Source organism: Pseudomonas sp. SJZ079 (assembly GCF_007993865.1).
GTDB lineage: Bacteria > Pseudomonadota > Gammaproteobacteria > Pseudomonadales > Pseudomonadaceae > Aquipseudomonas.
In genome coordinates this window covers 85,289-100,326 of the sequence record NZ_VIUH01000019.1, presented here as the reverse complement: position 1 = coordinate 100,326, position 15,038 = coordinate 85,289, and the positions used below count along the sequence as shown (strand labels likewise).

The 15,038-nt window shown below is 62.7% G+C and carries 12 protein-coding genes; 5 read left to right on the top strand and 7 right to left on the bottom strand.

All coding sequences use genetic code 11. The features are described from left to right. Positions 1 to 153: transposase (locus FBY03_RS16845; protein ID WP_147173515.1), on the top strand; the 153-nt coding region annotated here is incomplete at its 5' end. Positions 154 to 273: 120 nt separating this feature from the next. Next, a complete protein-coding gene (locus FBY03_RS16840; RefSeq protein ID WP_147173514.1) occupies positions 274 to 501 on the top strand; it encodes a hypothetical protein in 228 nt (75 codons plus the stop codon). A 109-nt stretch (positions 502 to 610) separates the two neighbouring features. Here the strand turns inward: FBY03_RS16840 and FBY03_RS16835 are convergent, their stop codons facing one another. The 6 genes from FBY03_RS16835 to FBY03_RS16810 all read right to left on the bottom strand — a co-directional run bounded on the left by FBY03_RS16835 (position 611) and on the right by FBY03_RS16810 (position 6,179). Further along, positions 611 to 1,228 carry an FKBP-type peptidyl-prolyl cis-trans isomerase gene (locus FBY03_RS16835; RefSeq protein ID WP_147173513.1) on the bottom strand — a complete coding sequence of 206 codons (618 nt, stop codon included), beginning with the start codon at positions 1,226 to 1,228 and terminating at the stop codon, positions 611 to 613. A gap of 177 nt (positions 1,229 to 1,405) precedes the next feature. Further along, entirely contained in the window at positions 1,406 to 1,702 is a 297-nt protein-coding gene (locus FBY03_RS16830; protein WP_147173512.1) for a DUF6482 family protein, read from the bottom strand. Positions 1,703 to 1,842: 140 nt separating this feature from the next. Further along, a complete protein-coding gene (locus FBY03_RS16825; RefSeq protein WP_147173511.1) occupies positions 1,843 to 2,340 on the bottom strand; it encodes a TIGR00645 family protein in 498 nt (165 codons plus the stop codon). 204 nt (positions 2,341 to 2,544) lie between these two features. Then, positions 2,545 to 2,886: a hypothetical protein gene (locus FBY03_RS16820; RefSeq protein WP_147173510.1), complete on the bottom strand. Its 342-nt coding sequence runs from the start codon at positions 2,884 to 2,886 to the stop codon at positions 2,545 to 2,547. Positions 2,887 to 3,088: 202 nt separating this feature from the next. After that, entirely contained in the window at positions 3,089 to 5,575 is a 2,487-nt protein-coding gene (locus FBY03_RS16815; protein WP_147173509.1) for a Lon protease family protein, read from the bottom strand. A 268-nt stretch (positions 5,576 to 5,843) separates the two neighbouring features. Next, complete coding sequence (locus FBY03_RS16810; protein WP_147173508.1) at positions 5,844 to 6,179, bottom strand: TraR/DksA family transcriptional regulator; 336 nt, start codon at positions 6,177 to 6,179, stop codon at positions 5,844 to 5,846. A gap of 549 nt (positions 6,180 to 6,728) precedes the next feature. Here FBY03_RS16810 and FBY03_RS16805 point away from each other — a divergent pair. Both FBY03_RS16805 and FBY03_RS16800 read left to right on the top strand, forming a co-directional pair. Beyond that, positions 6,729 to 7,949 (top strand): RtcB family protein, encoded by a 1,221-nt coding sequence (locus FBY03_RS16805; protein WP_147173507.1) that lies wholly within the window; start codon positions 6,729 to 6,731, stop codon positions 7,947 to 7,949. Positions 7,950 to 8,094: 145 nt separating this feature from the next. Further along, positions 8,095 to 8,463 (top strand): hypothetical protein, encoded by a 369-nt coding sequence (locus FBY03_RS16800; protein ID WP_147173506.1) that lies wholly within the window; start codon positions 8,095 to 8,097, stop codon positions 8,461 to 8,463. Between the two features lie 54 nt (positions 8,464 to 8,517). Here FBY03_RS16800 and ettA read toward each other — a convergent pair whose 3' ends face one another. Then, positions 8,518 to 10,185: an energy-dependent translational throttle protein EttA gene (ettA, locus tag FBY03_RS16795; protein WP_147173505.1), complete on the bottom strand. Its 1,668-nt coding sequence runs from the start codon at positions 10,183 to 10,185 to the stop codon at positions 8,518 to 8,520. A gap of 596 nt (positions 10,186 to 10,781) precedes the next feature. On the opposite strand from ettA, the gene FBY03_RS16790 reads away from it, so the two are divergent. Beyond that, positions 10,782 to 14,969 (top strand): EAL domain-containing protein, encoded by a 4,188-nt coding sequence (locus FBY03_RS16790; RefSeq protein ID WP_147173504.1) that lies wholly within the window; start codon positions 10,782 to 10,784, stop codon positions 14,967 to 14,969. Positions 14,970 to 15,038 lie beyond the last annotated feature (69 nt).

Sequence of the window (15,038 nt, the reverse complement as noted above, 5' to 3'; positions counted from 1 at the left end):
ATCCTCGCCAGCGCTCGCTTCCACATGCATACCAGCCTGCTGGAAGGGGTGAACAACCGCATCAAGGTGATCAAGCGTATGGCCTATGGCTTCAGGGACTCGGACTACTTCTTCCTGAAAATCAAGGCCGCCTTCCCCGGGAAAGCGCGATGAACCTTTTTATTGCACGACGAAAGGCGGTAATTAAGGCTTGCTATTAATGTAATAAGAATTATTCTCATCTAACCACTTAAAGGAATTATTCTCATCTAACCACTTAAAGGGAGATGAGTCATGACCTACTTGATAGATGCCTGGCTGGACCGGCCACAGCCTTACTTGCGCATTCTCGATCGCGAAACCGGCGAAGTCTGTGCGGTGCTGGAAGCAGCAGCCCTGGATGAGCTACGTGGCCAGGGCGACCTGGACCTGCATGAGCTGAGCTCCAACGAACCCTTGGTACTCAAAGAACTGGTGCGCAACCTGTTTCTATTCTGCTACGCCCGGGCATTGCGCCCTTGATGCGGTTTTCCGAGCTGAATACGGCATCGCGAGCCATGCCCGCGATGCCACAGGGTGGCGCCTGGCCGAGTAGCGCTTTGCGCCAGCCAGCCGACCACGCAGCGAGCGCTTAGAGAATTTCCAGCAGCTCTACATCGAACACCAGCACGCTGTGTGGCGGGATGCTACCGACGCCCTGGGCGCCATACGCCAGCTCGCTCGGCACATACAGGCGCCACTTGCTGCCGGTGTTCATCAATTGCAGGGCCTCGACCCAACCCGCGATCACCCCGCCAACCGGGAATTCTGCCGGCTGACCGCGCTCGTAGGAGCTGTCGAACACAGTGCCGTCGACCAGCGTACCGTGATAATGCGCACGGATGGTGTCTTCGGCCGATGGCTTGGCGCCTTCACCAGCGGTCAGCACTTCGTATTGCAGGCCAGAGGCCAACACGGTAACGCCTTCACGCACGGCGTTTTCACCCAGGAAAGCTACGCCAGCGCTGGCAGCTTCTGCAGCCTTGGCCTCTGCGGCAGCCTGCATGACGTCGCGAATGACCTTGAAACTGGCCGACAGCTCAGCCTCGTCGACACGGCTCGCCTGACCAGCAAACGCATCGGATAGACCGGCCAGGACGGCGTCCAGGCTCACGCCCGGCGGCGGATTGTCACGCAGCTGGCCGCCAAGTTGACGGCCGATGCCGTAGCTGACGCGGGTTTCGTCAGTAGAGAGATTGAGTTCGGACATGACACTGCTCCGCTGGGGCAAAAAAGGCCGGCCAGACTAGCACAGATGCCTGAACGGCCCTAGCCGCTGACAGCGACTGACGCAGCACCAGGCCCCGCACTGCCCCCTCCTGCGGACTCGGTTTTCCGCAGCGAAGTTTATCGCCCGTCCCCATCGAGCCCTATGTCGCAGTGGACCTCAGTGAGATGCCTGCGGCCCCTTGCTGCGCGGATCTTCGGGCATACCGCACATTTCGTCGTGCTCCTGCGTCTGCACCAGATGCAGCGGGGGTAGCTGCGGTAATGAGTGCAGCAGTTCTCGGGCATGCTCCAACGAGCGCAGGTGCTGAAGATGCCCGCGGCCATCCTCCAGCGTGAAGGGACGGCCACCCACGCGCGCCTCCAACAAGTAGTAGTTACCGCCTTCGAGGGAGATCAGGTTCAACTCGTCGACATGCCCTGCGCGGGCATGACTGGAAAGGTCGTGCAGGTTCATGGCAACACCTCGCGCTAACGACTCGGACAAAACCCATACCAATACAGTGTTTGCAGTAGGTCGCAGAAGCACAAGGCAGAAAACCGACCGCCCGTCCGTTTCGCAACGAGCGGGCGGTTAGACCACGGTAATAGCGTTACTCAGCTGTGGTCGTGCTTGGTCAACTTATCCAGATAACCCATGGCGAAGGCCGACAGCACGAAGGTCATGTGGATGATCACGTACCACATCAGCTTGTTATCGGGGATGTTCTTCGCGTCCATGAACACCTTGAGCAGGTGGATCGAGGAGATCGCCACGATGGAGGCCGCGACTTTCATCTTCAGCGAGCCGGAATCCATCTTGCCCAGCCAGTTGAGCTTTTCCTTGCCTTCGTCGATGTCCAACTGCGAGACGAAATTTTCGTAGCCGGAAATCATCACCATCACCAGCAACCCCCCAACCAGGGCCATGTCGATCAGCGACAGTATCACCAGGATCAGATCCGCCTCGGCCATGGCAAACACGCTGGGGATGATGTGGAAGATCTCCTGAAAGAACTTCACGGCCAATGCCAACAACCCGAGCGACAAACCGAAGTAGATCGGCGCCAGCAACCAGCGAGAGGCGTACATCGTGTTTTCGATAAAGCGTTCCATGGGGTCTCACAGGGGGATTCAAAACCGACGGCGAGTATACCCAGCACGACCCAGCAGACAAAGGCTGCAAGCGCGCCGAACCACTCCGCCCCGGCTAACCCCGCGAACTGTGGACAATTATCCGAGCACCCCCTGAATTTATACCCGCTCAGCCGCCAGCCCCACCTCTGTTGCCGGCGGTACAACGGCTGAGCATACGGCCGCTCAGGTTTCAGGGTTGAACTGATAGTTACCGATATGATGGCAGCGCTCACCATTCAAGCGGCGCAGTTCGGCTTGAACATGCAAGCGCCAAATCGGCAACTCGTGGCATTCGTCATAGCCTTGAGTGGCCAGACTTTCGGCGATCCCTGCCAGCACCCCTTCTGCCACCACAGGCCCATAAAACGGGCCTTGCGCCTTGATCGCTGAAGGTTGTTCGCCAGAGATACCGGCGGCGCAGATTAGTGTCCAGAGTCCATTCTCACCGGCCAGTGGCAACACCACGCATTCGATGCGGGTGACCAGGCCCAAACATTGACGAGTGAGGCAGAGGCAACGCGGCATGGCGGCGACCCTCGCTAGATCAGGTCTTCAGCCTACACCCGTACAGGCGACTCAGGGAAGCCGGCAGTTGCCCTCGGCATCTGTGGATAACTCTGTGGATGAATCTAGAGGTAGCCCAAGCGCATCACCTGCTGGCTCCGCCGCAGCATTCGCCGAGTGACGGGGTAATCACTCGGCGAGGCCTCACCGTCAAAGGCTGCCTTCAGACCGCCGGTTTCTTCGTCCGCGCTTTTTTCTCCTTGGCCGCAACAGGTGCTCCCTTCTTACCTTCGGGCTGCTGGTCCGCGTCTTTTTTCTCCTCGGGCTTGTCATCCTCGCCCATGCCGATCTCGGCGATCTCGCGCAGTCGCTCGACCACCCGCGCATTGACGCTGCCAGCGGGGAACTGACCCTCGGCATTGGGGCTACCCGCTTCCTCGCCGACCAGCAGGCTCAGGGCCTCGTCCACCTGGCGCACCGCATAGACATGGAACTGCCCGGCGCGCACCGCCTGCAGCACTCGCTCGTCGAGCATCAGCGTGGTGACGTTGGAGTACGGAATGATCGCGCCCTGCTCACCCGTCAGACCGCGCGCCTCGCACAGCCGGAAGAAGCCTTCGATCTTCTCATTAACCCCGCCGACCGCCTGTACCTCGCCGAACTGATTGATCGAGCCGGTGATGGCAAAGCACTGCTTGAGCGGCCTGCGCGACAGCGCCGAGATCAAGGTACAGACTTCGCCCAGCGAGGCGCTGTCACCGTCGACATAGCCATAGGACTGCTCCAGGGCGATGCTCGCGGAGATTTCCAGGGGGAACTCCTGAGCGTAGCGACTGCCGAGGTAGCCGGTGAGGATCATCACCCCCTTGGAATGGATCGGTTGCCCCAGATTGACCTCGCGCTCGATGTCGACGATGCCCGAGCCGCCAGGATAGACGGTGGCGGAGATCCGCGCCGGCACGCCGAAGGCCGAGTCACCAACTTCCAGCACGGTCAGGCCGTTGCATTTGCCGACGGCGGCGCCGGCGGTGTCGATCAGGATGATGCCGGCCAGCATGTCGTCGATGATCCGCGCCGAGACCCGCCCGGTGCGCGTGGCCTTGGCTTTTAGCGCGCGCTCGATATGACCGACCTCGGTGACCTTTTCATTGGCCAGCTGGCGGATGAAGTCGGCCTCGCTGACCAGCTGAAACAGATCACCGATGCGCGCCGACAAGCGCCCCTGGTGCTCGGCCAGACGCGCACTGTAGGTCGCCAGCCGCGCCACCGCGGCCGCGGTCAGCGGCGCCATACCCTCTTCGGTGGTGCGGGTTTTGATCAACTGGGCGAACTGCTCCAGGCTCTCGTCGGCCAGCGGAATATCCTCGTCGAAATCGACCAGCACGCGAAACATTTCCTGAAAGTCCGGGTCGTGATCCTGCAAGGCGTAATACAGCTGGCGGGCACCGATAATGATCACCTTGACCTGCAACGGGATCACCTGCGGGTTGAGGGTCACGGTGGCGATCCGGCCAAGGTCGCCGAGCGGCGATTCCATTTTCAGCTTGCGCGAATGCAGGGCGCGCTTGAGCGCATCCCAGACGAAGGGTTCACCGAGCATTTTCTCGGCTTCGAGAATCAGGAAGCCGCCGTTGGCCCGGTGCAGGGCCCCCGGCCGCAACTGCCGGTAGCTGGTGTAGAGCGCCCCCTGATCGGCGTTATATTCGATGCGGCCGAACAGGTTGTCGTAAGTCGGGTGCGACTCGAACACCACCGGCGCGCCACCGTCGGCATGGTGACCGACCACCAGGCTCGGGCAATACTGCTCTTCCAGCAGCATGCGGGTCTGCGCGTCGGCCTTCTCCACCTCGACCAGTTGATCGACCACGGTCTTCAGCAAATTGACCTGCACCGCCTGCAAGTAGGCACCGACCCCGGCGTTTTCCGCGTACTTCTCCGACAAGGGTGCGAGCAGCGGCTGCAAAGCCACGGTGATGGTCTCTTCATTCAGCTGCCGGAGCTGGTTGCTCGACTCGCGCTTCCACTGTGGCAGGCTCGCCAACTCTTCGTTGAGGCGTTCTTCCAGGATTGAGATATCGGCATGGAAGCGCTCGCGCTCGGCCTCCGGCAACTGGGCAAATTCGGCCTCATCCAAGGCCTTGCCTTCGAGCATCGGGGTGAAGGCAATATTGCTGCTGTCGCGGTACAGCGCCACGCCCTTTTCCAACGATAAACGCTCGATCACATCCAGCGCCTGGTCGTAGCGCTTGTTGAAGGCGCGGTCGATCGCGCTCTTCTTCTGCTGATAGGACGGGTGCTCGAACACCGCGGGGAAGGTCGCCAACAGGTTGTCGATCAGCAGACCAATGTCGGCGATGAAATCACCGGCCGTGCCGGCAGGCAACTCCAGCGCGCGCGGCTCGCGCGGCTCATTGAAGTTGTTGACGTAGACCTGATCGGCCGGGGTTGCCAGGCGTTTGGCCTCGGCCTTGAGGTAGCGTTTGACGAAGGAAAACCGGCCGGTGCCAGGCTCCCCCATGACGAACACGTTGTAACCCGGGCGCGGCATCGCCACGCCGAACTGCAAGGCTTCTACCGCACGTTCCTGACCCAGCACGCCGCGAAAAGGCTCCAGATCATCGGTATTGGCGAAGTCGAACTGCTCGGCGGCGAAGGGTCGGGTCAGTGCATCGGGCGCTAGCCGCAGATGGGTAGCAACGGAGTCGGGCATTGGAAATCCTTGAACGGAGGGCACAGGCTAGAGAAATCATGGCTGGATCAGGCGGCGGCGACAAGCCATAAGCTTGATACAGCGCGGCGGTGTGATTAATCGATGCGCCTAAAGTACAACGCGCTCATACGGAAGCAAACGCATGAACCTTTTCAGGAAGTAGCCGCCCTGCTCGGTGGGCCTGGCGGTAAAACTGCGCCAACCTCGGTCATCCGCCGGCCAGCAGGTGAATCGCCCTGCCACCGAACAACGTGGCCGGTCAACCCAGCTAACGCCCGCTCACTCCGGCCTGTTCGGCACAGCGCAGACAGTACTCACTGGCCGGCAACACCTGCAGACGTGCCGGCTCGATCGGCTCGCCGCAACGCAGGCAGTCGCCGTAGGTGCCTTCGACCAGGCGCAGCTTGGCCAAGCCTACTTTGCGCATGCCTGCTTCGGCCTCGGCCAGCAAGGCCTCCAGCACCTCATCGTTTTGCCGCTGCAGCGCTTGCTCGGCGAAGTCTGGCGAATGGCTACGCGCCAGATCCCGGCGAATCGCCTTAGCCCGCGCGCCGTACTCGGCGAGCAGCGCATCCAAGGCCGCATGAGGATCGAAGGCAGGCATGGAAATACTCCTCGGTGATCACATCGCTAAGGTGGGGAAAGCAAACTACGGCGCTAGGCCACGCAACGTCAAAAGCAGCCACACAACAGTGCCACCCTGAACGTTTCAGCGTCGCCCCAAATAAAGTAGTTTTCCAACATTCTACTAAGTGTGGACGCTGCCACAGAGTCTGCATAATCGCCGGCGCAAACTTGTGCACCGATGCGGCCCAAGCAGACCTTACCGATGCCCGCGCCACCTCCCGCGACGCCGTAACCAGAACAACACCCCAAATGGATTTTGCCTTTAGCAGGCCCGAGCACCGTAGCGCTGCGCTTGGGCGCGCGCGAACTCAACCAGATGGCCGGTCCGAGCACACCCTGTTGCTGGAGCTGAAGTGGGATAGCTATTGAGCCCGTGCGGCCCCACTGACGACTCGACTGGGTGTACGCTTTCCCTCAACGCAGCACTTTGTTCACACCGGCAAGTCCCTGATCAGGGCAGCAGCCTCTATGCAGCAGGGCAGCGTCGAGTTGCCTGACGGCTATCCTCAAACCCCATTTAAAGCCCATGAAACACACCACACCCCAGATCCTCCAAGTCGCCACGGGCAAACCGATCAAGCTCTGGACCCAGGGCGTGCCGGTCGAGCCGGAGGCGCGCCAGCAACTGCTCAACACGGCGCAGATGCCGTTCATCTTCAAGCACCTGGCGGTGATGCCGGACGTGCACCTGGGCAAGGGGTCGACCATCGGCAGCGTCATACCGACGGTCGGCGCCATTATCCCAGCCGCGGTGGGCGTGGACATTGGCTGCGGCATGATTGCCGTGCGCACCTCATTGCTGGCCGGCGACCTGCCGGACAACCTGCACGGCCTGCGCAGCGCCATCGAACAGGCCGTACCCCACGGCAAGACCTTCGGCAGGCACGACCAGGGCGCTTGGGCGGACGTGCCAAAAGCCGCGGATCAGGCCTGGCGTGCACTGGCCGGGCGCTTCGAGGCGATCACCAACAAGTACCCGCGACTGGGGAAGACCAACAACCGCCAGCACCTGGGTACGCTGGGCGGCGGCAACCACTTCATCGAGGTCTGCCTGGACGAGACGAATCGCGTTTGGTTCATGCTCCACAGCGGCTCACGCGGGGTCGGCAACGCCATCGGCAGCCTGTTCATCGAGCTGGCCAAGACCGACATGCGCCAACACTTGGTCAACCTGCCGGACAGGGATCTGGCTTACTTCGAGGAGGGTAGCCGGCACTTCGCCGACTACCTTGAGGCGGTGGGCTGGGCGCAGGACTATGCCCAGCAGAACCGCGCGCTGATGATGCAGGCGGTGATCGCGGCGGCGCGCCGGGTGATCGGCAAGCCCTTCGAGTCCCGCCTGGAGGCGGTAAACTGCCACCATAACTACGTGCAGCAGGAACGCCATTTCGGCCAGGACGTGCTGGTCACCCGCAAGGGCGCGTTATCCGCGCAGCGCGGCGAGTTGGGCATCATCCCCGGCTCGATGGGTGCGAAGAGTTTTATCGTCCGCGGCCTGGGCAACCAGGAGGCCTTCTGTTCCTGCAGCCACGGCGCCGGTCGCAGCATGAGCCGCACGCAGGCGAAGAAACTGTTCGGCGTGGCAGACCAGATCCGCGCCACCGCCCACGTCGAGTGCCGCAAGGACAAAGAGGTGATCGACGAAATCCCCATGGCCTACAAGGATATCGACGCGGTGATGCAGGCCCAGCGCGAGCTGGTCGAAGTGCTGCATACCCTGCGCCAGGTGGTCTGCGTCAAGGGCTGAAGGCGAGCGATGAACAGTGCCGTCACGGCGCCTTGACGAATCCATCACATCGCCAGGCCTAGACTTCACCCATGGCCTGTACCTGGCAGCACAGGACCACGTTATCGATGCGCGCGCCCGCGTCCAGGCGCAGGAGGAATCCTCTATGGCGTTGACTTATGCCACCCTAGTTGCCGTCGCGCTGGCGGCTGGCGCAATCGCCGGCTGCGCCAACACCCACGACTACCTGATCGCCCAGGGCTATCCGCCGGCCTTTGCCGATGGTTATCAGCACGGCTGCAACAGTGGCCATCAGGCGGCTGGAGCGATTGGCGGCAACTTCCGCAAGGACGTGCCGCGCTACCTGCGCGAAGCGCAGTACGCCACTGGCTGGGACGATGGTTTTCGTCAATGCCAGGCCATGCAGGAAAGCCGCGAACGCCAGGCTTGGCTCGAAGAGCGGCAAGACCAGCACGAGGAAACCTGGCAACGCGAGAAGGATCGTGCCTGGGGCAAGGCCATGCACAGGCCTTGAACCCAGCATAAAAAACGGAGCCCTGGGGCTCCGTTCTGACCGGCTAACGAATGCTTACTGCGCCAGTTTCTTGTAACGCACGCGATGCGGCTGCGCCGCCGCCTCGCCGAGGCGTTTCTTGCGGTCGGCTTCGTACTCGGTGTAGTTGCCTTCGAAGAACTCGATGTGCGAGTCGTCCTCGTACGCCAGGATGTGCGTGGCGACGCGATCGAGGAACCAGCGATCGTGGGAGATGACGATAGCCGCGCCGGGGAAGTCGAGCAGCGCTTCCTCCAGCGAACGCAGGGTTTCCACGTCGAGGTCGTTGGACGGTTCGTCGAGCAGCAGCACGTTGGCGCCTTCCTTGAGGGTCAGGGCCAGGTGCAGACGGCCACGCTCACCACCGGAGAGGTCCTTGACGAACTTCTGCTGGTCGCCGCCCTTGAAGTTGAAGCGACCGACGTAGGTGCGCGACGGCACCTCATAGTTGCCGATGCGGATCATGTCCGAGCCGCCAGACACCGCTTCCCAGACGCTCTTGCTGCCGTCGAGGTCGTCGCGGCTCTGGTCGACGCAGGCCAGCTGCACGGTTTCGCCGATCTCGATGCTGCCCGAGTCCGGCTGCTCCTTGCCCATCAGCATGCGAAACAGGGTCGACTTACCGGCGCCGTTACCGCCGATCACCCCGACTATGGCGCCTTTCGGCATGCTGAACGACAGGTCGTCGATCAGCGCGCGGTCGCCATAACCCTTGCTGACGTTGACGAAGTCGATGACCTTGTCGCCCAGGCGCGGGCCGACCGGAATATAGATCTCGTTGGTCTCGCTGCGCTTCTGGAACTCCTGCGATTGCATCTCCTCGAAACGCTGCAGGCGCGCCTTGGACTTCGACTGCCGCGCCTTGGCACCCTTGCGCACCCACTCCAGCTCGTCCTTCATGGCCTTCTCGTGGGCCGACTGCTGCTTGGATTCCTGGGCCAGACGCTCGGATTTGGTTTCCAGCCAGCCGGAATAATTGCCCTCGTAGGGGATGCCGGCGCCACGGTCGAGTTCGAGAATCCAGCCGGCGACGTTATCCAGGAAGTAGCGGTCGTGGGTGATCGCCACCACGGTGCCGGGGAAGTCGTGGAGGAAGTGCTCCAGCCAAGCCACCGAGTCGGCGTCCAGGTGGTTGGTCGGTTCGTCCAGCAGCAGCATGTCCGGGGCCGACAGCAACAGGCGGCACAGCGCCACGCGACGCTTTTCTCCGCCGGAAAGCACCGCCACCTTGGCATCCCAAGGCGGCAGACGCAAAGCATCGGCGGCGACTTCCAGCTGACGCTCGAGGTTGTGGCCGTCGGAGGTCTGCAGGATGGCCTCCAGCTTGGCCTGCTCGGCCGCCAGCTTGTCGAAGTCGGCATCCGGCTCGGCATAGGCGGCGTAGACCTGATCCAGACGCGCCTGGGCGTCCTTGATCTGACTGACGGCCTCTTCCACCACTTCGCGTACGGTCTTGCTCGGGTCGAGCTGCGGTTCCTGCGGCAGGTAACCGACATTCAGCTCGGGCATCGGCCGCGCTTCGCCGTCGAACTCGGTGTCGACGCCGGCCATGATCTTCAACAGGGTGGACTTGCCCGAGCCGTTGAGGCCGAGCACGCCGATCTTGGCGCCGGGAAAAAAGGACAGGGAGATATTCTTGAGGATTTCCCGCTTCGGCGGCACTACTTTGCTCAGCCGATGCATGGTGTAGACGTATTGGGCCATGGATAACCTTGGTTCTATGACAAGAGAATGAAGACGGGCCAAAGGTTGTCGCGCCGCCTAGGAGCCTGGTTGGGGCGAGTGACTTCGCCCGGCGACACCAGACCGGCGCTTCGATCGCGGCAGCAGACGCCCGCCTGCCGCAAGAACCAACAAACAGCTCCCGCGCGCGTGCGGCAAAATTACCGGAATGCGCCGTGCAGGGCAAACCACGCTCGTCGGCCGCACTGGCACTTCGCCACAGTTATGGCATGCTAGCCGCCCCTGAAGTGCCCGTCCTCGCTGAACAGTCCGTTGAAAAACCACTGCTCCAGGCCATGTGACGTTTAAATCCACCTAGCAGGATCATGTTCAAGTCGTACACTGCACGGCGCCTGATTTCGCCTTGGGCCCCACATGGTTGTGAGAAGCAGGCAAAGTGCCGAGAGAGTTTTCGAGAACGAGTGCGACCCCGATCTGCGCTCGCTACCTTTCCAACGGACTGTAAAACACAATGAACCGCTGGCTTTCACTAAGTCGTAGCCGCAGGATTTTTGTCAGTGTCGACAGCCTCACCACCTAGATCCCCCCGAGTACCAGGCGAGCTGCTGGCGGCGCCCATGCGCGGCGCATTCAGGGCCGCTCTGGTGGCGTTGGTGCTGGCTATGCTGGCCTTGCTGCTGTGGCAATTGCAGCTGGAGTCACGCCAGCTGCAGGACAACCAGCGGCAACTCAGCCACGAGTTCAGCGCACAACTGGCCAATCACCTCAGCCTGAGCATGGAGCTGAAGGCCCGCGCCGGTTTGGCCATACTGCACCCATACAGCCGCCCGCCCGATTCGGCCGAACAACGCGAGGCATTACTAGAAAACCTGCGGGCAGTCTTCCCCAGCCTGCGCAGCCTGGTCTGGATCGGCCCGCGCGGCGGTATCCTCGCCGACAGCGCCCCTCAGGCGGATGACGCGCGCTACTTGGCCAGCCTGTTTCAGCGCAGCAACGGCGAACCCTTCCACTATGCCTTCAGCGCCCGTAACGGCGGACAAATCCACCTGTTGTTACGGCAAGCGGAGGCTACCGCCTCGAGTGGTTACTGGGCTTTGCGCATGGGCTCCCTGACCCTGCGCAACTGGCTCTACGAACACCACCAGAGCGCCTATCAGTGGCTGCTGGAAGACCGCCTGGCGCAACGGGTGATCACCCGTCAACATGACCAGCCAACGTCGAACCCCGCTGTTTTTCCACCGGTGACCGCCGAGAATCTGGCGCAGAGCATTCTGCTCACCCCTCTGCACGGCAGCGACTGGCAGCTGCGCGCGCTGTTCGACGAACGCAAGGTGCGCGCCCAGCTATTGCCGGAGCTGGCCGGCAAGTTTCTGCTGTTTACCCTATGCACCCTGCTGACCCTGTTCGCGCTGTACCACCTGCTGCGTGAACGGCGTAATTTGCATGCCCTCAACGCCGCCTCCCGACGCTCGCTGAAACAGGCCGCCAGTGCCCTTAGCGCCATCGAGGAGCGGGTGCTGGTGACTGACAGCAACGGCCTGCTCAGCTACCTCAACCCCCAGGCCGAAACCCTGCTCGGCCTCAGCAGCCATGACGCGCAGAATCGGCACCTGCTGGAGCTGCTGCCCAGCCTCGACCCGCTGCTGCTGCACGCCACGGCCTTTCACAGCGACCTCGGCCCAGACCTGGTGGAGATTCCTCAGGACGGGGTGCCCCGGCTCTTCGACATTACCCGCAGCGACCTCGGCGAGGCGGCGCAGCGTCTGGGCTTCGTCTGGGTGCTGCGCGATGTCACCGAAGAGCAACAGGCCATGCACGTCTTGCAGGAGACCCAGCGTCGCTATCAGGACATCTTCGAGGGCGTCGGCACCGCACTCTGCGTACTCGACCTGGCAGGGCTGCAGGCTTACCTGCAAGAGCAACAGTTACGTGACAACAGCGACCTGACTCGCTGGCTGCATGAGCATCCGCAACGCCATGACGAATTGCTCAAGCGCCTGCGCTTTACCGAGACCAATCAGCTGGCCCTGCGCCTGCTCGGGGTTGGTTCCACCGAGCAGGCCTGGCAATACCTGATCGACAGCGGCCCGCTGCAGCACGACGGCTTCCGCGTGCAGCTGATCAGCGCCCTGCTCGAGCGCGCCGGCCAGCTCGAGCTGGAAAGCAGAATCACCACCCCGCAAGGCCAGGAGCGCCACCTGTGGCTGGTGCTACGCCTGCCGGAAAACCCACAAGACCTGCATGCGGTGACCCTGAGCATCAGCGACATCACCAGCCGCAAGCGCATCGAGCTGTCCCTGGTCGAACGCGAGCGTTTCTGGTCGGATGTGGTGCGCGCCGTGCCGGACACCCTGTACGTGCATGACATGACGAGCAAGCGCGTGCTGTTCAGCAATCACCATCTGGGCCTGCAGCTGGGTTACAGCACAGGCGAACTGAAGGATCTGGGCGAGCGCTTCTGGGAGCACATCCTGCACCCGGACGATAGCGACTACTACTGGCGCATCCGCAGCCTGCAGCAGGTCGTGGGCACCGGCTTACTGCTCGAATCACAGCTGCGCTGGCGTCATAGAAACGGTAGTTGGCGCTGGTTCAGCGTGCGTGAGCAGGCCCTCGCGCGGGACGCCGCGGGTCGCGTCAGCCGCCTGCTCGGCGTGGTCAAGGACATCACCGAGCAGATCGAAAGCAGCGAGTCACTGCGCGACAGCGAACAGCGTTCCCGCCTGCTGGCGGAGAGCATCAGCGATGTGATCTTCTCCACCGACGATAGCCTGCAGCTCAACTACGTCAGCCCGTCGGTCGAGTCGGTGCTCGGTTATACGACCGAGTGGGTGCTCGCCAACAACTTCCAGGGCATGGCCACCAACCCGCAGCAACTGGCCGGCCTCTTTCGGCTGCTGGAGCGCCTGCGCGGCGCCCTCGGCGACCCGCAGCGCATGTCTGAATTGCGTCAGCAGTTCCAGCCGCAGCTGCTGGTCTGCGACTGCCTGCGCGCCGACGGCCAGCAGATCCCCGTGGAACTGCGCCTGGTGCCCATGTGGGACGCTCACGGGCGCTTCGAGGGCTTGCTCGGGGTCGGCCGCGACATCAGCCAGCAACGCCGCGCGGACAAAGACCTGCGCATGGCGGCCACGGTGTTCGAACACTCCACCGCGGCGATCCTGGTCACCGACCCGGCCGGCTATATCGTCCAGGTCAACAAGGCCTTCAGCCGGGTCTGCGGCTACGCCTCGGCGCAGGTGCTCGACCAGTTGCCCGGCATGCTCACCGCCGACCGCCAGCAGGCCAGTCACCTGCACTACATCCTCGGTCAGCTCAACCAGCGCGGCAGCTGGGAGGGCGAGGTGTGGCTGAAACGGCGCAACGGCGAGACCTTCCCGGCCTGGGTCGGCATCACCGCGGTGCAGGACGAGGAAGGCGATCTGGTCAGCTACGTGTGCTTCTTCAGCGACATGAGCGAGCGCAAAGCCAGCGAACAGCGCATCCATCGCCTGGCCTACTACGACGCTCTGACCCTGCTGCCCAACCGCACGCTGTTTCAGGATCGCCTGCACACCGCCCTGTTGCATGCCGAACGGCACCAGGAGTGGGTGGTGCTGATGTTCCTCGACCTCGACCGCTTCAAGCCGATCAATGATTCGCTCGGCCACGCCGCCGGCGACCGCATGCTCAAGGACGTGGCCGTGCGCCTGGCCGCCAGCGTCGACGATGACGACACCGTCGCACGCATGGGCGGTGATGAGTTCACCGTGCTGCTGCAGTCGCACGCCATCCGCGACGGCGCGCTGAACCGGGCCATTCATGTCGCCGAACAGATACTCGCCAGCCTGGCTCAGCCGTTCATCCTCGAGGGTCGCGAGTTCTTCGTCACCGCCAGCATCGGCATCGCCTTGAGCCCACAGGATGGCAATGAACTCAGCCACCTGATGAAGAACGCCGATACGGCGATGTACCACGCCAAGGAGCGCGGCAAGAACAATTTCCAGTTCTATCAGGCGGACATGAACGCCAGCGCCCTGGAGCGCCTGGAGCTGGAAAGCGACCTGCGCCATGCCCTGGAACAGGACGAATTCATCCTGCACTACCAGCCGCAGTTTTCCGGCGACGGCAAGCGCCTGACTGGCGTCGAGGCGCTGCTGCGCTGGCAGCACCCACGACGTGGCCTGGTGCCGCCGGACGATTTCATTCCGGTGCTGGAAGAGCTCGGCCTGGTGGTGCAGGTCGGCGACTGGGTATTGGCCGAGGCCTGCCGTCAACTGAAGGGCTGGCACGCGGCCAAGATTCGCGTGCCGAAGATCTCGGTGAACCTGTCGGCCCGGCAGTTCACCGAGGGCGATCTGGACTCGCGCATCGCCGCGATTCTCGAGCGCAGTGGCATTCCGCCAGCGTGCCTGGAACTGGAGCTGACCGAAAGCACGCTGATGCAGGACGTGACCAGCGCCATGGATACCCTCGCCGATCTCAAGCGCCTGGGCCTGTGCATCGCCATCGACGATTTCGGCACCGGTTACTCGTCGCTGAACTACCTCAAGCAGTTCCCCATCGACGTGCTGAAGATCGACCGCAGCTTCGTCGATGGCCTGCCGCAAGGCGAGCAGGACGGACAGATCGCCCGCGCCATCATCGCCATGGCCCACAGCCTGAACCTGACGGTAATCGCCGAAGGCGTGGAGACCCAGGCGCAGCTGGATTTCCTCCGTATACACGGGTGCGACGAGGTGCAGGGCTACCTGCTCGGCCGGCCCATGCCCGCCCGCCAGTTCGCCGCGCAATTCAGTGGTGCCGCGTTATTTATGCTCAGCTAAGGTCGACGGCCTTGGCGGAGCAGCCAGCCCCGGCGACCGGCCCAGCCTGACAGATGAGTCGCGCTTGCC